The following is a 20,220-nucleotide window of genomic DNA, read 5'->3' as shown; positions in this document are numbered from 1 at the left end:
TTAATCCAGTCAGCAAAGCTGAATGGCTTGGATCCGTATGCCTATTTAAGTGATGTGCTGAAAAGGTTACCGACACATAAAGTGACCCAGATTGAAGAGTTACTGCCACACTGCTGGAAACCTAAATCGAATTAAAATTGGTATGGGATTCAGCGGACGCTTACGTTTAAAACAATATATTTACAATAATAAATTATGTGAAAAATATAGCATATATCAAAATATCATAAATTACTGCAAGTCTATTTAGTCGAATTTATCTACAACTTTAGTCTAGGTTTTTAAGAAAATTAACCAGAGTTAAGTTTTTGCTGTAGACAAAAAGTGAATATTGATTCATTTTATATACAAAAGTGAATAACCATTCATTTTTTATAAAATAAAAAGCTCACAATTGGAGGTGAGGGAAAAATGACAGCAACAACAATGAATGTGAATGCTGTAGTGGATCAAGCAAAGTTTAAACCTTTTCATTTAAAAATTGTACTTTGGTGCGTATTTGTCGTTATTTTTGACGGTTATGATTTGGCGATTAACGGTGTGGCTTTACCACTACTGATGCAAGAATGGAATATGACGGCTGTACAGGCAGGTATGCTTGCGAGTACGGCACTGGCAGGCATGATGTTTGGCGCCATGCTGTTTGGCATGTTGGCAGACAAAATTGGCCGTAAAAATGTCATATTAATTTGTGTGACGTTATTTAGTGGCTTTACTTTTTGGGGCGGCTTTGCATCCAACCCAACAGAGTTTGGTATTTTACGTTTTATTGCAGGTTTAGGGATTGGCGGGGTATTGCCTAACCTCGTGGCTTTAACCTCTGAATATGCACCACAAAAAATGCGTAGTACCTTAGTTACCACCATGTTCAGCGGCTATGCCGTGGGCGGCATTATGGCAGCCTTACTTGGTGCATGGTTGACGCCTAGCTTTGGCTGGGAAGTGATGTTCTATATTGCGGGATTACCGTTACTTATTTTGCCTTTATTGTGGTTTTTCTTACCAGAATCTTTAACTTTTTTGGTGAAAAAACAGCAACATGAAAAAGCGCGTCACATCGTCCAGCAAATTAGCCCACAAGAAAATATCAGCCCACAAACACAATTTGTATTAAATGAAGTACAAACCGCAGATGCCTCAATTGCAGCCTTATTTAAAAATAACCGTGGCATGAGTACTTTGCTGTTTTGGTGCTGCTTCTTTATGTGTTTGTTGATGGTTTATGCTTTGGGCAGTTGGTTGCCAAAACTGATGATGGCAGCAGGTTATTCGCTGGGTAACAGTTTAATGTTCTTAATGGCGATGAACATTGGTGCTGTGATCGGAACCATCAGTGGCGGGATTTTAGCAGACCGTTTCCACTTAAAACCTGTGATTATTGGCATGTTTTTATTGGGCGCATTCTCTCTAGTGGGTCTAGGCTTTAATTCACCACAGCCTGTGATTTATTTATTGGTGGGCTTAGCAGGTGCTTCTGCCATTGGCAGCAGTATTTTATTGTATAGCTTTGTTGCTCAGTATTATCCACTTACGATTCGTTCTACAGGTATCGGCTGTGCTTCTGCAGTGGGGCGTGTCGGTGCGATTGTAGGCCCTATTATTATTGGCGTACTTTTGGGCATGGATTTACCACATAAAATGAACTTTTTGGCGGTGGCGATTCCTGCAGTGATTGGTGCAATTGCAGTAGCACTGATTCGTTTACAAAGTACATCACAGGTGGTGAGTGAGCCAAGCGTGGTTAAAAAAGCCAGCCGATCTTATAGTTAATTGATCGTTAGTGTTTTGGGACTTTGAAATTAAGGAGCATTGCTCCTTAATTTTTTGCCTATTCACTTTGTAGAAGATTTAAGTAAGAAAGTGTGTATCGCTACATTTCTACTGTGCACGAGGTACATTTCATTGATTATGATGTCTTGATTAGCACAAGCAAAGATTGAATGAATAGAGGAGCAATTAGGATGCTCAAGATAAATCGGCAATACTATGGATTTATATGTCTAGTTGTATTGGGTTTAACTACAGGGTGTAATGCGCAAGTTGAGCCGAAACAGAACACGGCTGCTTTAGAGTCAAAATCAACTTCTGCACAAAATTTACAACGCTATCAAATACAGCCAATTGCAGATTTTAATGAGCCGTGGGCATTGGCAGAATTACCCGATGGACGCCTATTAATTACAGAAAAAGCGGGGAAATTAAAACTTTTTGATCCAAAAACAGGTCAAAGCTTAGATGTTCAAGCTATCCCTGAAGTCGCCTATGGCGGACAAGGTGGTTTGGGTGATGTCATTTTAGATCCTGAATTTCAACAGAATCAGCAGATTTATTTAAGTTATGCCGAAGTGGGTACGGGTGGTTACGGTGCAGTCGTGATTCGGGGCAAGCTTGTATTAGATGCTAAACCCACGCCAAAACTCACCGAAACTCAAAGAATCTGGCAGCAAGTGCCGAAAGTATCGGGACAAGGACATTATGCGCATCGTATAAAGTTTGGGGCAGATGGCAAATTATGGATAAGTTCTGGTGAGCGACAAAAGTTTGAACCTGCTCAGGATTTAAAATCTAATTTAGGTAAAATTTTACGTTTAAATACAGATGGTACAACACCTTTAGACAATCCATTTCAAACACATGGAGAGATTGCCAAGCAAGTCTGGAGTTTGGGGCATCGCAACCCTTTAGGCATGGCATTCGATTCTACAGGGCAGCTTTGGGTTGCAGAAATGGGACCTAAAGGGGGTGATGAGTTGAATCTGATTGTCAAGGGCGAAAACTATGGCTATCCGTTGGTGTCGAACGGTGATCATTATAATAGTTTGCCAATTCCAGACCATGCGACTCGTCCTGAATTTACAGCCCCAGTGCTGGATTGGACGCCTGTCATCTCTCCCTCAAGTTTGATGTTTTATACGGGAGATGTATTTCCACACTGGAAGCATAAAGCCATTCTTGGTGGTTTATCTTCAAAAGCAATTATTGTGGTGGATACGCAAGCACAGCCTGTTCGGGAGTTACAGCGTATCGAGATGGGTCAGCGGATTCGTGGCGTACTTCAAGCACAGGATGGCAATATTTGGGTGATTGAAGATGGTCAATCTGCCAGATTGCTTAAATTGGTGGCTCCATAAAATAAATTTCTTCAGGTCTAAACTTATTTCAAAGTAGGACAAAAAACAAATAGAAAAAAGCCCCAACATCATGTCGGGGCTTTTTCAGATTTATGTTTAGGTATTACTCCTGTTATACCTTTCAGCGTCCTGCCGTTATATTATTTATTATTGTTATTCTTGCTTTTAGAAACATCCTGTTTCTGTATGTGTTAAATATAAAATGAAAGCTGATCTTTGCCTAGCGTCAATTTTCTGCAGTGCATGTAAGCTAAAACGTACAACGATATATCGGTAAAATATAGATCAATAAACTGGATTTATTTAATTTTAAGTATTTGATTATATTTAATAATTATCTTATTCAATAAAAAATCTCCCAAATTCATTTTCTTGTACTTGGGAGATTTGAACAGCAGAAAGATGCAGTAAGTATGCAAATTGATTACATCAACTTAATACCTTGTTGTCCTGCTGGGGTCACTCTAAAGATTTCAACTTCAAAGGTAATATTTTTACCCGCTAAAGGGTGGTTAAAGTCTACTTCAGTCACATCATCGTTGACAGATTTCACCACGCCATAGAGGCTTTGTTTGGCTTTATCTTCAAATTCAATCATGTGTCCTTCAACTGGATGTTGCTCAAATTTAACCGTATCAAAAGTTTGTACGTTTTCAGGATTCCATGGACCAAATGCTTCTTCAGGTGGAAGACTCACGGTACGACGGTCACCTGCACGTAAACCAAATAATGACTTTTCAAAACCAGGTAATAGGCTGCCATCGCCCATGACCAAACTTACAGGTTCAGCGCGGCTACGGGTGTTGTCAATTTCTACACCATTTTCAATGGCGACAGAAAAGTGCAATTCGACTTTTGAGCCATCTTCAATACGAGTTTCATCATTTGGATTAATAATTTCAGTCATGTTGCGCCTGCGCTCGTTCAATTCGGTGCTTTTCTAGGAAAAACGTATCAATTAACAGCAGAATGGTGCCAAGTGTGATGGCACTGTCTGCAATATTAAAGGCAGGGAAGTGGCTGTTGTTGTAGTACACGTGAATAAAATCGACCACGTAGCCAAGACTGACCCGATCAATTAAATTCCCAATCGCACCGCCTAAAATCAAGGCAATCGCCAAAGGCAGTACGATGACATTTTTTGGCATACGCATTAGCCAAAATACAAAAATTACAGACACTAAACCTGCCAGTGAGGTAAAGAAATAACGTTGCCATCCACCTGCATCGGACAAGAAACTAAAGGCAGCGCCATAGTTATGCAGTAAAGTCCAATTCAAAAAGGGCAATACAGGCACTGGATCTGCGTAATTCAGATGCGATACTGCAATCCATTTGGTCCATTGGTCGAGAATAATCGCGACAATGGACAAGCCCACCCACCATAAATTATGTGGATAGAACTGGAATAAGCCCTTTTTGTGTTGTGGATTAGGCATATTTTCTCTCTTCGCCTTGACCTGTTGGAAGGTTGATAATACAACGTGAGCACAAACCTGGATGTGCAGAATGTGTATTCACATCAGGGAGTACATGCCAGCAACGTACACATTTTTCGCCATCTGCTGCAGAAACTTTCACGTTCAAGCCATCTAAATCAGAGGCTTCACCTTGTGCAGCATCAAAGCCATTCACAACCACTTGTGAGGTAATCAGGACAAAACGTAGCTCATCGCCTAGTTTATCCAATACGGCTTTGAGTTCGTCATTCGCCCAAAGTTCAACTTTAGCAGATAAGTTGGAACCGACTGTTTTGGCGGTACGTGCAGCTTCAATGAATTTATTGACGGCAGATTTAACAGCGATCAGGGTTTGCCATTCCGCTTCTGCCAGTATGTTGGCTTCAGAAGCCACTGGGATGTCATACCATTCTGCAGTGAAGACATATTTTTCTGATTGCTCAGGAATTAGCGGCCATGCTTCTTGTGCAGTAAAGCTTAAGATTGGCGCCATCCAACGAACGAAAGCCTGAACCAAGTGATACAAAGCAGTTTGTGCAGAATGACGTGCTTGCGAGTCTGCTTTGGTGGTGTACTGACGGTCTTTGATGATATCGAGGTAGAAACCACCCAAGTCATTAATACAGAAGTTGGTCAGCGCACTGGTTACGATATGGAAGTTCATATCTTCATAGGCTTGCTGAATGGTTTTCTGTACTTCTGCGGCACGTTGCAGGATGTATTGATCCAGTGCAATCAACTGATCTACAGGCAGAGCATCTGTAGCGGGTTTGAAACCATTTAAGTTAGCCAACAAGAAACGCAAAGTATTACGGATACGACGATAACCGTCAGAGGCACGGCTAAAGATTTCCTTACCTGCGGTCATTTCATAGCGGTAATCTGCCGATGCAATCCAGAAGCGTAAGCCGTCTGCACCCATGTCTTTAATAATGTCTTGTGGAGTAATGATGTTACCCAACGATTTCGACATTTTGCGACCTTTTTCATCCACTACAAAGCCGTGGGTTAACAAGCCTTTGTATGGTGCGCGTTCATTGATCGCAATTGAGGTGAGCAATGAAGACTGGAACCAGCCACGGTGTTGGTCTGAACCTTCAAGATATAAATCGGCTGGGTCTTGTAACTCTTCACGCTCACGTAGAACTGCATAATGCGTCGTACCTGAGTCGAACCAAACGTCTAAGGTGTCGCGTACTGCATTGTAGTGCTCGGCATCCTCGCCAATGAAGTCTTTGGCTTCACGGTTGTACCAACCATCAATCCCTTCTTGTTCGATCAGTTTTGCAACTTCTTCGATCAATTCAGGTGTGCGTGGGTGCAATTCGTTGGTATCTTTGTGTACAAAGAATGGAATTGGCACACCCCAAGTACGCTGACGTGAAATACACCAGTCTGGGCGACCTTCAATCATCGCTTGGATACGGTTTTTACCCCAATCAGGTACAAAGCTGATGTCATTTTCAATCGCATTCAGTGCGCCTTGACGTAAACCTTTGGCATCCATGCTGATAAACCATTGTGGTGTAGCGCGGAAAATAATTGGAGTTTTATGACGCCAGCAGTGCGGATAGCTGTGTTTGATTGGGTGATGTGCCCACAGCTTATTGTTTTCTGCCAAAGTCGCAATAATTTGTGGATTGGCTTTGTAGATGTGTTCGCCTGCAAAGATTGGTGCAGTAGGTAAATATACGCCATTGCCACCGACAGGATTGTCAACTTTTAGGTTGTATTGTAAGCCAACTTTATAGTCGTCCACACCATGTCCAGGCGCGGTATGTACTGCACCTGTACCGCTTGTTGCGGTCACGTGTTCACCTAAAATCACAGGTACTTGGCGTGCTTGAATCAGTGGATGTTGTAAGATCAGGTTTTCGAGTTTGTCACCTGTGAAGTCAGCCAATACTTCATAGCTGCTAAAGCCATAGCGTTCAGTTGCTGACAGTACCAATTCTTTGGCCAAAATAAAGTTTTGTGGTGCTTTTTCATCGGCACGTGCCTTCACCAATTGGTATTCAATTTCGGCATGTAATGCAACGGCTTGGTTCGCAGGTAAAGTCCACGGTGTAGTCGTCCAAATGACGATGTCAGTGGCATCATTCACTTGCACATCCAAACGTGCAGATAAATCGGCTAAATCGACCACAGCAAAACCGACATCAATTGCATCGGATTTTTTATCTTCATATTCAACTTCGGCTTCTGCCAATGCAGAACCACAGTCCAAACACCAGTTCACAGGTTTAAGACCCGGTTCAATATGACCTGCTTTGGCAATTGCACCCAATGAACGCACGATATCGGCTTCTTGCTTGAAGTTCATGGTGAGGTAAGGATTGTCCCAATCACCAAATACACCCATACGCACGAAGTCTTTTTTCTGTAATTCGACTTGGGTGTAAGCATATTCGCGACAGGCTTTACGGAAAGTCGAAGCATCGACTTTTACACCCACCTTACCCACTTTTTCTTCTACTTTAAGTTCAATTGGTAAACCGTGACAGTCCCAACCCGGAACGTAGGGTGCGTCAAAACCATCCATGACACGGCTTTTAATAATAATGTCTTTCAGGACTTTATTGACCGCGTGACCCAAGTGAATTTGACCATTGGCATACGGAGGGCCATCGTGAAGCACATATTTTTTCTTGCCAATACGCGATGCACGAATCTGCTGATAAATGTTGTCGGCATACCACTCTTCTAACCATTTCGCTTCACGTACTGCGAGATTTGCTTTCATTGCAAATTCAGTACCTGGGAGGTTTAGCGTGGCTTTATAATCCACTGCATTTTCAGGAGTTTGCTTATCGCTCATGCAAGTTGTCTTCCAGTTGAATCAGCCCATGGACTGACGCGTTTTACATTAAATATTTAGGGTAAATTAAAAAGGGAAATTTGGATGATCTTGTCGAAATTCAAGAAGTTTTTCAACATCATCATCAATTCCCGCTTTGAGTGCTTCAAGCGAAGGGTAATTTTTTTCGCCATGTAAATAGTTTAAAAATGTGACCCGCATTAATAAGCCATACAGATTAGCAGAAACATTGGGGAAATGTACTTCTAATCGCCATTCGGGCTGTACTTGTTGGATGGCTGGGCGCGTACCTACATGCCCTGCACCAAACAGACTGTTCGGGCTGTAGCCTGCAACACCCGTTTTGTGAGGATGATCGTGTTTGACTTTTTCGCTTAAAGCGGTGGTTTCACAGACCACTTCAACGCCATAAATGCCATTTAAGCAGGGTTTATGGCGGTTTAAGCGTACATTAATGGTTGGAAAATCAAGTGTGCGACCAATTTGATCGCCATATTGGACGCGCCCTGTAATGCTATATGGGCGTCCAAGCAGTTTGGCTGCCAGTGCCAAATCACCTGCTTGTAAAGTTTGACGAATACGAGTTGAGCTAACACGCTCACCATTCAGTTCAATGGTGTTTAAATTGGTGACCTGAAAGCCATAGTTGCGTAAAAATTCGCTATTGCCTTGGCGGTTTTTACCAAAATGGAAGTCATCGCCCAAGACCAAATGCGAGGCATTCAGGCTATTTTTTAAAAGTTTTGCAAAGGCTTCGGCACTTAAACTGCGGAAATGATTGTCAAATTTCGCTACTGCAATGTAGTCGACGCCCAATTCGGTCAGATATTCGACTTTTTCCCGCAACGAGCTGATGCGTGGTGGGGCATCGTAGCCTTTAAAAAATTCCAATGGTTGAGGTTCAAACAGCATCACCACGGTTTTGAGTTGTTGCGCCGCAGCAACTTCTTTGAGCTGTTGAATCATCGCCTGATGACCGACATGCACACCATCAAAATTGCCAATGGTCACGGCAGTTTGGGCGAGGTCGGTGGTTGAAGATAAAGCATTCAGGCGGAGCAGCTGCATGATCGGATGAAAGTTGAAAATTTGTAAGGGCTATATATTGCCATATTCTCGCGCTTTCGTCTTGCTGTTGTGTTTTTAACCTGAAAAATTATCTGAAAATCAGGCAAAATCCGACTATTTGAGCGCTAAAGGTGAACTGGATTTGCACCGCGTCAGATTTTCTTTTCTAATGTGCCCAGTTTCAATGATCTGTACGAGTAAATAGTGATGAATTCTGATTTCGCTTTAATTATGGCATTGCCCAGTGAGTCTAAAGGCTTGTTTGAGCAGGCTGGGATTCAGGTGCATTACAGTGGCATTGGCAAGGTCAATGCTGCATTTAAAGCCTTTGAAGTGATTCAAAAGACAGGTTGTAAAACTTTATTGAATTTAGGCACAGCTGGCAGCTCACATTTTGATGCACATGCTTTGGTGGAAGTCTGCCAGTTTGTGCAGCGCGATATGGATGTTTCTCCGTTGGGTTTTCAGGTGGGGGTCACGCCAATGGATCAGGAACATCCTGCAGAAATTCATTTGGAACGCTATTTTGAGCATTTGCCAAGTGGTATTTGTGGTACGGGGGATAGCTTTGAAACGGGTACGCCCAAAGTACCGTGTCAGTTGGTTGACATGGAAGGCTATGCGATTGCCAAAGTCTGTAAAAAATTAGGGGTGCGGATGCTGTCGGTGAAATATATTACCGATGGTGCCAATGATACAGCGCATTTAGACTGGGAAGAAAACTTGTTGTTGGGTGCGCAAAAACTATTGTCTTTGTATCAGGGTCTTAAATAATATCGTTGCCAAAACGCCACGACCCTAGTCATAACTAGGGTCGTGAGTAAAAGTGCGTATCTTAGTTAGTGCTGTGCAATTAGTCTTCTGATTCTTGTTCAGGTGTGGCAGTGACCACAGCGGCTTGAGGTGCATCCACTTCGTCCTGACGCGGCATAATACCGTAGAGCATCATGTGAACTGTATGTTGCAAGACACGTTGCAACATGCTGCGGTTGCGCAGGGTTTTACCTGTCACCATTTCCATTTGCGTTGCAAAGTCGGCATAGTTTTGGGTAATCGCCCAAATATTCAAAATAAGCAATTCAGGATCAATCTGCTTAGACAGTTTGCCTTGCTCTTGCCACATGGTAATGACTTTGGCTTTGCGTTTGACCAGTTTTTTCAGAGGGCCTTTTAAAATTTCTTGAATATGTGGCGCACCTTGAATCACTTCTAATGCAAATAGACGTGATGCTTTCGGCTGAGTACGTGAAACCTCAATTTTCTGCAGCAGATAATTGGTAATTGCTTCATCAGGCTCGAGTTCAGCTTCGAGCATTTGCAAAGGTGCAAGCCATTTTTGTAGTACTGTAGTTAGTACTTCAACATATAAGGCTTCTTTATTTTCATAATAATAGAAAATATTCGACTTATGCATCTCTGCAATTTGTGCGATTTCGTCCAAACTCGCGCCGCTAAATCCGTATAAAGAAAATACGTCGAGTGCAGCATTGAGAAGCTGATGGCGTTTTTGTGTACTCTTTTTTTGTTCCATTCGTAATTTTAAAACAATGAAAAAAGGGAATTATTAATTGTACGGCAAATCATCAGGCTTGTGCATCTTTTAAAGATGTATTTTTAAAATATTTTTAGTTTATTCTGTAGTTTAGCTATTAAATCCGTGAAAAGCATGATTAGAGAGGGGGAGTATCTTGTTTTTGTATTTTCTGACTGAATGAATAAGTTTTTTGAATTTTCTATATAAATGATAAAAGTAAAGTTTCTTCCTGCCTTGCATCAATTTTATTTAAAAAAACTAAACAGTGGTGTGGATGCTGCCAATTTTGATCATCCCTACACTGTCGTGCTGACAGGTATAGGTGTGATGACCTGATTTAATCGGCAGCATGTTCCACGTGAAACATTTCTGGGTTTTGATTGTGCTGTGTCATTCAGCGTACCAAAAGTTTCGCTTAGAGCCGTTTTTTACACACAATTGAGTTGCGTTGATAGTTATATAAAGCCTGACGTGCATCGGGTAAATCATCGACACTGGCAGGTGCAAAGCCCTGTTCTAAAAACCAGTGTGCGGTGCGAGTGGTTAAAATAAATAATTGCTGAATACCCATGGTTTTGGCTTTATCTTCTAAATAATCCAGAATTTGGCGACCACGGTTGGATTTACGATAAGCAGGATGCACCGCGACACAGGCAATTTCGGCCGACTTGAGTTCATGACCTGTGGTCGGAATGGGGTACAAGGCGGCACAGGCGAGAATCATGCCGTCACGTTCAATCACTGCAAATTGTCCAATTTCATTTTCCAGACGCTCACGTGAACGATATACCAACACGCCTTCTTCTTCTAAAGGACGTAATAAACGAATCAAACCGCCTACATCCTGAATATTGGCCGTACGCACTTCTTCATAATGTGCATCACTCACCATCGTCCCTGAACCATCACGGGTAAACAGTTCTTCGAGTAAAGCACCATCGTAGGCATAGGAAATGAGATGTACCCGATGTACGCCGTTTAATGAGGCATCTTGGGCTGCATTTAAGTGTAAAGCCAATTCAGGATGATGTCGCTGAGCATCTTCAATATATGGATTTAAATGTTGCGGATGAACTTCACGTTGCAATTGACCTTCGGCATTCTGCAAACCGTGCTGCGCGCCTAAGAAAATCAGTTTGTCAGCTTTTAATTGAATGGCAGTTTTAGTTGCCACTTCTTCAGCCAACAAGTTAAACACTTCACCTGTGGTGGAATAACCTGTTGGACCGAGCAACACAATATTATGATTTTCTAAATGGCGTTGAATGGCATCGACATCTACAGTGCGGACTTCGCCAGTCAGTTGATAATCGACCCCATCACGAATGCCATACGGTTTGGCGGTGATAAAGTTACCCGACACCACATCAATCCGTGCGCCGTACATAGGGGAGTTAGCTAGCCCCATCGACAATAAGGCTTCAATTTGCAGGCGAATTGAACCGACAGCATTCATGACACACGATAAAGATTCACGAGTGGTGACACGACGTTGCAAATGAAACGGTGTATCAATTTGGCTGAATTTTAAGTTTTGATTAATTTGTGGACGCGCACCATGTACCAAAATCAAACGAATACCAAGCGAGTGTAGTAGGGCAATATCATGAATAATGTGCTGAAAGTTTTCATGCAAAACCGCTTCACCATCGAACATAATCACAAAGGTTTTATTGCGGTGGGCATTGATATAAGGCGCAGAATGTCTAAACCAATGCACATATTGTAAGGTTGTGCTGTGCGGGTTTTCAGTTGGAGTCATTCGTTGGCCTGCTGTAATGATCGATGGTGCTGTCTTTGATTCTAATCAAAAAATTCTGCAGCGGAAGACTAAATATAAAAAAACACCTGAATGGTGCTTCAGGTGTTGTGGAGAAATGCTATTTTTCAGCTCAGGCTGAACGGTTTTAGCCAATAATACGAATAATACGCTGGGTGCGCTCATTAATCAGCACATAGTCACCGTTGACTTTATACCACTGCTGATAACGACCTGTGTTGGGTAAACGACGTGCTTCACGATCACTGACTTTGTAGCGGTTCGCATCATATCCGCGTGGGAGGTTTTGACCTACACGCCAGTCACGACTTGGATTCACGCGTTTTTGATCATAACGCTTTTGTTCCCACTGTGCATGATGACGTGGATTGTCCCAACGCTTGTCGTGATGTTTATAGGTGGCACTCGCTTGATGACGACGATCATCATAACGATGGTCGGGTGCTGCCATAGCCGATGTTGCCATGATTGCGCTTAAAGACAGTGCTAAGGTGCTGAGTAATTTTTTCATGCGACTTACCTTCAGTTTTAAATATGGGGTAGATGTGTCCAAATTAGTCAAATACTCAAGATAAATGATGGTGGAAATTGAGGTGAATTGTGAATTTTATGGAGAAAACAAGGAGAGCCTGAGCGGACTATCGCTCTATAAAAAAAGCCCAAAGTGAGCTTTGGGCTATGTATTTAGATATTGTGTATGTACAACAGTAGGTCTATAAACCTGCGATACGCAAAATATGGTGATTTTCGACATCGACCAAAATGTAGTCTTGGTTGATTTTATACCATTGTTGTTTGCGTTCAGGGCGGGGCAAGTTATGTTCCTGATAATCGACTTTATAACCATTGCCACGATAATGCTGCGGCATGACATAACCCGTTTGCCATTTATGTTGCTGTAGACGTTTTACACCACGTTCTTCACGCATGCGGCGTTTGTCTTGCATACGCTCTTCAGCATCGGCACGAAATTCACGTTTATTTTGTGCTTGGTGACGAGGATGGTCAGCTGAGTCTCGATCAAATTGAGGAGCGGCAGTTGCAAAATTGCTGCTTAGTAAAGCACTGAAAGACATTGCCAGAACTGTCAAAATCTTTTTCATGTAAACCCCTCATTCTCTCATCTTGATATCACAGTTCATACTTTAACCGTTAAATGCAGAGAAACTGTGAAGAAAGCACATGAATTTTTTAAATACGCTCTGCAGGATGCGGCATGGTATTGATTCTATTATGCGACAAAATACGAAATTTAGTAGCTATCGCTCAGAAAATAGGGGTGGGATGATTTTTCTTGTGCTAAGGAAAGGATGAGACATCACCATAGCAGCGTACTGCTATGGTCTGCTTTAGTTCCAATGTTCAGTTAAGCCTTGTAAAGATTGCACAGCGATGGCAACACATTCGGCTGTTTCACGATCATCCAAAGCCACAATTAAATGCTGACCTAATTGCAAGCTTTCAATACTTTGAATCACGGCAGTTTTACGTTGAATATCAGTCATCACAATTTACCTAATGCTTGTTGTGGAGATACATCAAGCATAGGTGATGTATATTGATTTGGAAAACCGTATAATTTTATAAAAACAATCCAATAAAACGATTATTGCCACCGTTGCCATGAGTTTTGCTTAATAGGCGTAGTTTAAATCGGTGTAGTCGGTCAATGATTTTTGAATATGTGCATTGATAAATTCGCGTACATCTTCAGTACTCATTGGTGCGCCTTGCTTGCTAATCACGTGTTCAATTTCAGGTTGCCCTTCAATTTTAATACGATAAACAAAGTTTTTAACCACTTTGTAGGCATCGTCCAGTTTTTCAATGCCTGTGACATAGTGGTAAGCATGTTCAAAATTAAGGTCGGTATGTGAAAATACAAACTGATCAAACAGTTTGATTTTCTGACCGTTGTCGAGTGCCTGAATGTCATCTACGATGCTGGCTTCAAACTTCATGCCATATTTTTCAGAAATAGGCTGACCATCAATCAGTAAAGACACCATACCATCTTCAAGTGGTGTCACGGTGATGTTGTTTAATTCAGTCATGTTGCTCTCTGCATCGTTGAGGTTGAATTGAGATGTGGAAGCATGGTAATCAGGCTTTGCATTGCCAAAAATAGGCAGGATAGAAACCTGAAAATGCTTGTGCGATGCCATTTTACCGCAAATCAATGTGCAAAAATTGGCAATATGCTAGGTTAAGTCCATAAAAAAGGAAGCAAGCGCTTCCTTTCTTCGGATCAAACGACAGAACTAATCCTGTGCATCAATACTTTGACCGTTCATGTGTAAGCTGTCATCGCCCATTAAATATAAATAGGCAGGCATGATTGCATCGGGTGTTGGTAAGGTTTTTGGATCTTCATCTGGATAGGCTTTGGCACGCATGGCTGTGCGGGTCGCACCTGGATTAATGCAGTTGTAGCGAATATTCGGGTGAACTTGCTCTTTGGCAAATAATTGGCTGACTGCTTCAATCGCAATTTTAGAAACTGAATAAGCCCCCCAGCGTTCACGTGCTTCACGGCCAACCCCTGAACTGGCAAATACCACCGAGGCATGTTCTGATTTTGCCAAGAGCGGCAATAATTCCTGAGTCAAGACAAAAGGTGCACGTAAATTTACCGCCATGACATCGTCCCAGACATCTGCAGGGTAATTGGCCAACTCGGTGCGTTCACCTAAAATGCCTGCGTTGTGCAAAATACCGTCTAAACGTCCGAATTGTTTCTCTAGGGTATCGACCAGTAACTCATAGTCACGTGGCGATGCGCTAGATAGTTGCAGCGGTAAAATAGCAGGTTGTGGTGCACCTAAACTTTCAATTTCATCATAAATGACTTCAAGTTTATTGAGAGTACGACCATGCAGTACCACGGTGGCCCCATGCAGGGCATAACTGAGTGCAGCGGCACGTCCAATACCATCTCCCGCACCGGTAATGAGGATAATGCGATCTTTTAACAGATCGGGGCGAGGTTGATATTCTGAATATTTCATGGTCATCCCTCCTATATTGATTTTTTATTGGTCATGTTTTAGGTGATATTCGTGCTTTGATAGGTGTTATACAACCAACTCAGGCATTGGCATTTAGGCTGCTTGTTGATGTTGCGGCTTGCAGCAGCAATTTATCTAAAACCGTATGTAATTCAGCGACTGAATCCACTATACAATCTGCTTGCCACGCTGTTAAGTCATCTTTGTGTTGCAACGGTAAATAACCGTAAGCGGCCAGAATGGTGTACATATTGGCATTGCGGCCTGCATCAATATCACGTGGATGGTCGCCCACATAAATACAATCTTCAGGGGCAATTTCAATCTGTTTGGCCGCCAAATACATAGGTTCTGGGTCAGGTTTGGTGTGGCTGACATCTTCAGGGCAGACCAAAACCGCACAGCGGTCAGTTAAATTCAGTGCCTTGAGTAAGGCTTCACTGAGCCAGCGCGGTTTATTGGTGACAATTCCCCACGGAATTTGACGCTGTTCCAACGCTTCGAGTAGTGGATACATACCCTCGAACAGATCGGTTTCTACCGCAATATCTGCGCCGTACAGGTCTAAAAAGCGTTGTCGATGCGCAAGAAATACAGGGTCATCCACCTCAAGTTCTGGATAGACCAGTTTTACCATAGCCCGTGCACCTTCAGACACCTGTGTACGAATGGCTTCTGCTGCCACAATCTCACAGCCTTTGTCGCGGCACATGTCTTGAATGATGCGAATAAAATCTGCAGCGGTATCAATTAAGGTGCCATCGAGATCGAATAAAACGGCTTTCATTCTGTTGCCTCATTGACCGTGTAAACCATGTAGTTCACATCAACATTAGGTGCCAACCAATAACGTTTAGTCAGTGGGTTGTAGTGTAAACCCGTCATATCTTTGAGTTTTAAACCCGCTTGGCGAATGTCATGTGCCAATTCAGATGGTTTAATAAATTTATGATAATCGTGCGTACCTTTGGCCAGCATACGCAACACATATTCTGCACCAATAATGGCAAATAAGTATGATTTTGGATTGCGGTTAATGGTGGAGAAAAATACATGACCACCTGGTTTGACCAGTTTTTGGCAGGCTTGAATAATAGAGGCTGGGTCGGGTACGTGCTCTAACATTTCCATACAGGTCACGACATCGTACTGACCAGCCTGCTGTTCTGCCAGTTGTTCAACAGGAATTTGGCGATACTCAATATTATTTACGCCTTCTTGCTCAGCATGGATACGTGCCACATTTAAAGGTGCTTCGCCCATATCAATGCCGAGTACATTGGCACCACGACGTGCCATACTTTCTGCCAAAATACCACCGCCACAGCCGACATCCAGCACTTTTTTGCCTGCTAAACCGCCTGCATGCTCATCAATCCAGTTCAGGCGCAGTGGGTTAATCATGTGCAGGGGACGGAACTCGGAATGCTGATCCCACCATATGGCTGCAAATGCTTCAAATTTGGCAATTTCTTGTGGATCAACATTCAGTTGCGACATGGGTGTCACCTCAATTTAATCGTGATGATGGTAAAAATATGTATAAACCCTAGTGTAGCGTTAATTCTAAAAAAAGCGATAAAAGCTGTAAAAAAGTTCACAGAAGGAAAACGAAATCGGCATATTTGATTTATAGTGTTGCCATAAACTAAACAGAATGATTTAGAGGACTATAAACGCAATGAAAAAATTCCTTTTAGGTAGTTTGGCAACGGCCATCTTTGCTATTTCTGGTAGTGCAATGGCGGCAAATTTTGTTGCAGGTAAAGATTACAGCGTTGTTGCTAACCCAGGGAAAGTGGATGTCCCAGGTAAAATTGAAGTACGTGAGTTCTTTTGGTACGGCTGTGGCCACTGCTTTACCCTAGAGCCATATATGCAGACTTGGTTACGCAAATTGCCTAAAGATGTGAATTTTGTGCGTACTCCAGCTGCCATGAACCCTGTATGGGAAATGAATGCGCGTGGCTATTATGTGTCTGAAGCATTGGGCGTACGTAAGAAAACTCACTTGCCATTGTTCCATGCTATTCATGACAAAGGTCAGCAAATTTTTGATCAACAGTCTCAAGCCAAATTCTTTGTAAAATATGGCGTGCCTGAAGCGAAATTTAACAGCATGTTTAACTCGTTTGCGATCACTTCTAAAATTTCACAAGCTAAGCAATTGGCGCGTCAGTATCAATTGACGGGTGTGCCTGCCGTGGTTGTAAATGGTAAATACATTGTGCAGGGCGATAACGGCAAAGTGATTCAAGTAGTGAACTACTTGGTTGATCAAGAGCGTAAAGCTAAGAAATAAGCAGATGCAATAACAAGATGATGCAAGGCTGAATCAGCAGCGCATCGCTAAAAACCGCAATGATTGCAACGTCATTGCGGTTTTTTTAATGCAGGTTAAAAGTGTGTTGTATGTTTAATCTGCGACAGGCTGCGGACGTTGCCAGTGGCAAATGCCACGAAATAATAAATGTACTTGAGTAATGGTTTGTTGAATAAAACGCTGCTGTTGTTCAGGTAATTTTTCGGCTTCAAATTGGCGTTCTAAACCAATCCAGCTCATTGCCCAATTTAACGATAAATTAATTAAAATATTGGCCAGAATGTGAAAATCTTCAGCATGCTGAAAATGTTGTACGCTTTCGACCCGTTGTAAATCATTAGCTAAATCTTCAATTAAAAAATCAATTTCACGGGCGATGGCTTGCCGTAAAATGGTCGAACCGCCCCAGCGTTCGGCAATTAAAAAAATCCATTGTTGTGGATGTTGATCGACAGATTTAAAAAATAGGGTCAATGCCTTTTCGGTCTGTGCATCGGGTTGGTATAAATAAGCTTGTCCCAACTGATACAAAATACCTTTAATGTGCAAGGCAACTTGATCGACCAAATCTAGCCCCAACTCATCCATATCTTGAAAATGCCGATAAAATGCGGTGGGCACCAGTCCAATCTGTCGTGAAATTTCTCTTAAGCTAATGCTGCTAAATGCACGTCCTGCGCTGCTGAGTTGCAGCACTGCCTCCATAATTGCCTGACGACTTTGTTGTTTTCGTTCTTCCCGAATCGACATTGTATTTCCTGATTCTGCCAGTGCCGCGCAGTCTAACAAAAACCTGTGTTTCACGATAATACTAAAAGATGAATGAAGCCACTTTGTAAAAATACAGGCAAAATTTACCGAAACAGCACACGTCAAGCTTTGGAAAAGCGACCTGCGCTGTGGCATCTGTTATACTTGCGGGCAATTTATTTGAGCCAAAAATAAGGACACATTATGCGTATTGACCAACGAGCTTTAGATCAATTACGTGAGGTAAAAATTACCCGTAACTATACTCGCTATGCTGAAGGTTCAGTGTTGGTAGAGTTTGGTCATACCAAAGTTTTGTGTACCGCAAGTATTGATAACTCTGTACCGCGCTTTTTAAAAGGGCAGGGACAAGGTTGGGTAACTGCAGAATATGGCATGTTGCCACGTTCAACGCATACCCGTAGTGACCGTGAAGCAGCACGTGGCAAACAAAGCGGGCGTACACAGGAAATTCAGCGTTTGATTGGTCGCAGTTTACGTGCCATGGTCGATTTAAAAAAACTGGGTGAAAATACCATTACCATTGACTGTGATGTGATTCAGGCAGATGGCGGTACTCGTACTGCAGCCATTACAGGTGCGGCAGTGGCATTAATTGATGCCATGAATGTACTGCTGGAAAAGAAAAAAATTAAGCATGATCCATTAAAAGGTTTGGTAGCTGCAATTTCTGTAGGCATGTACCAAGATGAGGTATTACTGGATTTGTGCTATGAAGAAGATTCAAACTGCCAGACCGATTTAAACGTAGTCATGACCCAAGCAGGTGAATTTATTGAAATTCAGGGTACTGCAGAAGACAAGCCATTTACTCGCGTGCAGTGCAATGCCATGCTGGAAATGGCAGAAAAAGGTATTCAGGAATTGGTGAAAAAACAGCAACAGGCTTTAGGTTGGTAAACCAAGTTTTCTAAGATTGTACCGCTGTTCAAAACGCATCTTCGGATGCGTTTTTTTATGGATGCGCTTGAATCATGTCAGGATGGCTGAATCAAAATTATACAATACCGATGCATGGATTCTTTTAAGATGATCGAAAATGTTTAAAACAGGAAGATGCCCATGAAATTACTGATTATTTTAATGTCTGCAATGATGTTGCTACTGACCGCATGTGATTCACGTACTGAGCGTGAAAATGAAGACAATCGTAGTGTACTCGGTCAAGCTTCTGACAACGACAACGACAACGACAACGACAACGACAACGACAACGACAACGACAACGACAACAAGGACGATGATTAAATTCAAAATTGAGGCATAAAAAAAGGAGGCTCATTTGCCTCCTTAAAATCAATTTTTGGAAAAAATTAAGGGTGCAGATTGCACCCTTAATTTTAAAAGTAATCGTTTACGCATTAAAACGCATTGATAAATCCACAGCTTTGACATCTTTGGTTAAAACACCCATCGAAATATAATCTACGCCTGTACTAGCCACTTCACGTAAATTTTCAATGGTGATGTTGCCCGACGCTTCAAGTTTACAACGACCTGCCACATGCTTGACCGCATCAATCATTTGTTGCTGGCTAAAGTTATCCAACATCACAATATCAGCTTTGGCTTCAAGGGCTTGATTTAGTTCATCCCAAGTTTCCACTTCAACTTCTACAGGTTTGCCCGGAGCAATGGCATGTGCTTTGGCAATTGCCTGAGTAATGCCGCCTGCTGCCATAATGTGATTTTCTTTAATCAAAAAGGCATCAAATAAGCCTAAACGATGGTTTTGTCCACCACCGACCGTGACAGCATATTTTTGTGCAATGCGTAAACCCGGTAAGGTTTTACGGGTATCTAGCAGTTTGGTATTTAAGCCTTCAAGTTGTTGCACATAGGCTGCGGTTTTAGTCGCAACAGCAGACAGGGTTTGCACAAAATTCAGCGCAGGGCGTTCTACCGTTAACAGGCTGCGTGCAGAACCTGCCAATTTCAAAAAGGCTTCATTGGCAGCAACGTGGTCGCCATCATTTTTTAACCACGTGACTTGAACATTGGCATCGTAAGCTTGAATCAGTGCATTTACCCACGGCTGGCCTGCCAGAATCATATCTTCGCGGCTGATAATGGTCGCAGTGGCCTGCTCATCTTCAGGGGTCAGTAATGCGGTAATATCACCATCGCCAATATCTTCTTGCAGCGCTTGCTGAATATTGATTTGGATAGAGTGTTCAAGCAAAGATGGAGAGATGCTCATAAGATTTTCCGTGTCGGTTTTGCCCATGAAAATTGCGCGTTATATTAGCATTGTTCTGCGTCTGGATGTATTTTTTAGCCACGTTCGGGTGTAATTTAAGATGTTCATTGCCATGGCTTGGCATTAA

The 20,220-nt window shown here is 42.4% G+C and carries 22 protein-coding genes; 7 read left to right on the top strand and 15 right to left on the bottom strand.

The window, feature by feature from the left end; all coding sequences use genetic code 11:
* From FTU71_RS04050 to FTU71_RS04040, 3 genes are all read left to right on the top strand, one after another.
* On the top strand, positions 1–135 hold a 135-nt coding region (locus tag FTU71_RS04050), incomplete at its 5' end, for a transposase domain-containing protein (RefSeq protein ID WP_005102097.1).
* A 276-nt stretch (positions 136–411) separates the two neighbouring features.
* Positions 412–1,770 carry an MFS transporter gene (locus FTU71_RS04045; protein WP_004974034.1) on the top strand — a complete coding sequence of 453 codons (1,359 nt, stop codon included), beginning with the start codon at positions 412–414 and terminating at the stop codon, positions 1,768–1,770.
* 191 nt (positions 1,771–1,961) lie between these two features.
* Complete coding sequence (locus FTU71_RS04040) at positions 1,962–3,131, top strand: PQQ-dependent sugar dehydrogenase (RefSeq protein ID WP_179996505.1); 1,170 nt, start codon at positions 1,962–1,964, stop codon at positions 3,129–3,131.
* Between the two features lie 424 nt (positions 3,132–3,555).
* Here FTU71_RS04040 and FTU71_RS04035 read toward each other — a convergent pair whose 3' ends face one another.
* The 4 genes from FTU71_RS04035 to ribF form a co-directional block, all read right to left on the bottom strand.
* The gene (locus FTU71_RS04035; protein WP_004974037.1) at positions 3,556–4,038 is read right to left on the bottom strand and encodes a peptidylprolyl isomerase; all 483 of its coding nucleotides are present in this window, start codon (positions 4,036–4,038) and stop codon (positions 3,556–3,558) included.
* A complete protein-coding gene (gene lspA, locus FTU71_RS04030) occupies positions 4,031–4,570 on the bottom strand; it encodes a signal peptidase II (RefSeq protein ID WP_004974039.1) in 540 nt (179 codons plus the stop codon). Before lspA ends, FTU71_RS04035 begins: the two co-directional genes overlap by 8 nt.
* Positions 4,563–7,409, bottom strand: coding sequence for an isoleucine--tRNA ligase (gene ileS / locus FTU71_RS04025; protein ID WP_180111501.1), 2,847 nt, complete (start codon positions 7,407–7,409; stop codon positions 4,563–4,565). Before ileS ends, lspA begins: the two co-directional genes overlap by 8 nt.
* Positions 7,410–7,475: 66 nt before the next feature.
* On the bottom strand, positions 7,476–8,477 hold the full coding sequence (gene ribF, locus FTU71_RS04020) for a bifunctional riboflavin kinase/FAD synthetase (RefSeq protein WP_167846425.1): 1,002 nt from the start codon (positions 8,475–8,477) through the stop codon (positions 7,476–7,478).
* A 207-nt stretch (positions 8,478–8,684) separates the two neighbouring features.
* On the opposite strand from ribF, the gene FTU71_RS04015 reads away from it, so the two are divergent.
* Complete coding sequence (locus FTU71_RS04015) at positions 8,685–9,251, top strand: 5'-methylthioadenosine/S-adenosylhomocysteine nucleosidase (protein ID WP_136144516.1); 567 nt, start codon at positions 8,685–8,687, stop codon at positions 9,249–9,251.
* A gap of 79 nt (positions 9,252–9,330) precedes the next feature.
* On the opposite strand, the gene FTU71_RS04010 is transcribed toward FTU71_RS04015, so the two are convergent.
* From FTU71_RS04010 to ubiG, 9 genes are all read right to left on the bottom strand, one after another.
* The gene (locus tag FTU71_RS04010; protein ID WP_136144515.1) at positions 9,331–10,008 is read right to left on the bottom strand and encodes a TetR family transcriptional regulator C-terminal domain-containing protein; all 678 of its coding nucleotides are present in this window, start codon (positions 10,006–10,008) and stop codon (positions 9,331–9,333) included.
* A gap of 418 nt (positions 10,009–10,426) precedes the next feature.
* Positions 10,427–11,773, bottom strand: coding sequence for an amino-acid N-acetyltransferase (gene argA / locus FTU71_RS04005; protein WP_004974049.1), 1,347 nt, complete (start codon positions 11,771–11,773; stop codon positions 10,427–10,429).
* A gap of 145 nt (positions 11,774–11,918) precedes the next feature.
* Complete coding sequence (locus FTU71_RS04000) at positions 11,919–12,302, bottom strand: RcnB family protein (RefSeq protein WP_004974051.1); 384 nt, start codon at positions 12,300–12,302, stop codon at positions 11,919–11,921.
* A gap of 202 nt (positions 12,303–12,504) precedes the next feature.
* Positions 12,505–12,894, bottom strand: coding sequence for an RcnB family protein (locus tag FTU71_RS03995; protein WP_180038256.1), 390 nt, complete (start codon positions 12,892–12,894; stop codon positions 12,505–12,507).
* A gap of 246 nt (positions 12,895–13,140) precedes the next feature.
* Positions 13,141–13,296, bottom strand: coding sequence for a hypothetical protein (locus tag FTU71_RS03990; protein WP_004974054.1), 156 nt, complete (start codon positions 13,294–13,296; stop codon positions 13,141–13,143).
* Between the two features lie 129 nt (positions 13,297–13,425).
* Positions 13,426–13,845, bottom strand: a complete 420-nt coding sequence (locus tag FTU71_RS03985) for a hypothetical protein (RefSeq protein WP_004974057.1) — start codon at positions 13,843–13,845, stop codon at positions 13,426–13,428.
* 207 nt (positions 13,846–14,052) lie between these two features.
* A complete protein-coding gene (locus tag FTU71_RS03980; protein ID WP_131261239.1) occupies positions 14,053–14,799 on the bottom strand; it encodes a YciK family oxidoreductase in 747 nt (248 codons plus the stop codon).
* Positions 14,800–14,878: 79 nt separating this feature from the next.
* Complete coding sequence (locus tag FTU71_RS03975; RefSeq protein ID WP_180111499.1) at positions 14,879–15,586, bottom strand: HAD family hydrolase; 708 nt, start codon at positions 15,584–15,586, stop codon at positions 14,879–14,881.
* Positions 15,583–16,299 carry a bifunctional 2-polyprenyl-6-hydroxyphenol methylase/3-demethylubiquinol 3-O-methyltransferase UbiG gene (ubiG, locus tag FTU71_RS03970; protein ID WP_168417636.1) on the bottom strand — a complete coding sequence of 239 codons (717 nt, stop codon included), beginning with the start codon at positions 16,297–16,299 and terminating at the stop codon, positions 15,583–15,585. The genes FTU71_RS03975 and ubiG overlap by 4 nt, the downstream gene beginning before the upstream one ends.
* 181 nt (positions 16,300–16,480) lie before the next feature.
* On the opposite strand from ubiG, the gene FTU71_RS03965 reads away from it, so the two are divergent.
* Positions 16,481–17,101, top strand: coding sequence for a thiol:disulfide interchange protein DsbA/DsbL (locus FTU71_RS03965; RefSeq protein WP_168460463.1), 621 nt, complete (start codon positions 16,481–16,483; stop codon positions 17,099–17,101).
* Positions 17,102–17,215: 114 nt separating this feature from the next.
* Here the strand turns inward: FTU71_RS03965 and FTU71_RS03960 are convergent, their stop codons facing one another.
* Complete coding sequence (locus FTU71_RS03960) at positions 17,216–17,872, bottom strand: TetR family transcriptional regulator (protein ID WP_136144683.1); 657 nt, start codon at positions 17,870–17,872, stop codon at positions 17,216–17,218.
* Between the two features lie 204 nt (positions 17,873–18,076).
* Here FTU71_RS03960 and rph point away from each other — a divergent pair, with 204 nt between their 5' ends.
* Positions 18,077–18,793, top strand: coding sequence for a ribonuclease PH (rph, locus tag FTU71_RS03955; RefSeq protein WP_096902471.1), 717 nt, complete (start codon positions 18,077–18,079; stop codon positions 18,791–18,793).
* 162 nt (positions 18,794–18,955) lie between these two features.
* Positions 18,956–19,141, top strand: a complete 186-nt coding sequence (locus tag FTU71_RS03950; RefSeq protein ID WP_180111497.1) for a hypothetical protein — start codon at positions 18,956–18,958, stop codon at positions 19,139–19,141.
* A 106-nt stretch (positions 19,142–19,247) separates the two neighbouring features.
* On the opposite strand, the gene nadC is transcribed toward FTU71_RS03950, so the two are convergent.
* Positions 19,248–20,093 carry a carboxylating nicotinate-nucleotide diphosphorylase gene (nadC, locus tag FTU71_RS03945; protein WP_180111495.1) on the bottom strand — a complete coding sequence of 282 codons (846 nt, stop codon included), beginning with the start codon at positions 20,091–20,093 and terminating at the stop codon, positions 19,248–19,250.
* Positions 20,094–20,220: the final 127 nt, after the last annotated feature.

The sequence above is a fragment of the Acinetobacter sp. YH12136 genome, assembly GCF_013418545.1.
Taxonomy (GTDB): domain Bacteria; phylum Pseudomonadota; class Gammaproteobacteria; order Pseudomonadales; family Moraxellaceae; genus Acinetobacter; species Acinetobacter towneri.
The sequence above is the reverse complement of the archived record's forward strand: the minus strand, read 5'-3'. Positions and strand labels throughout refer to the sequence as shown.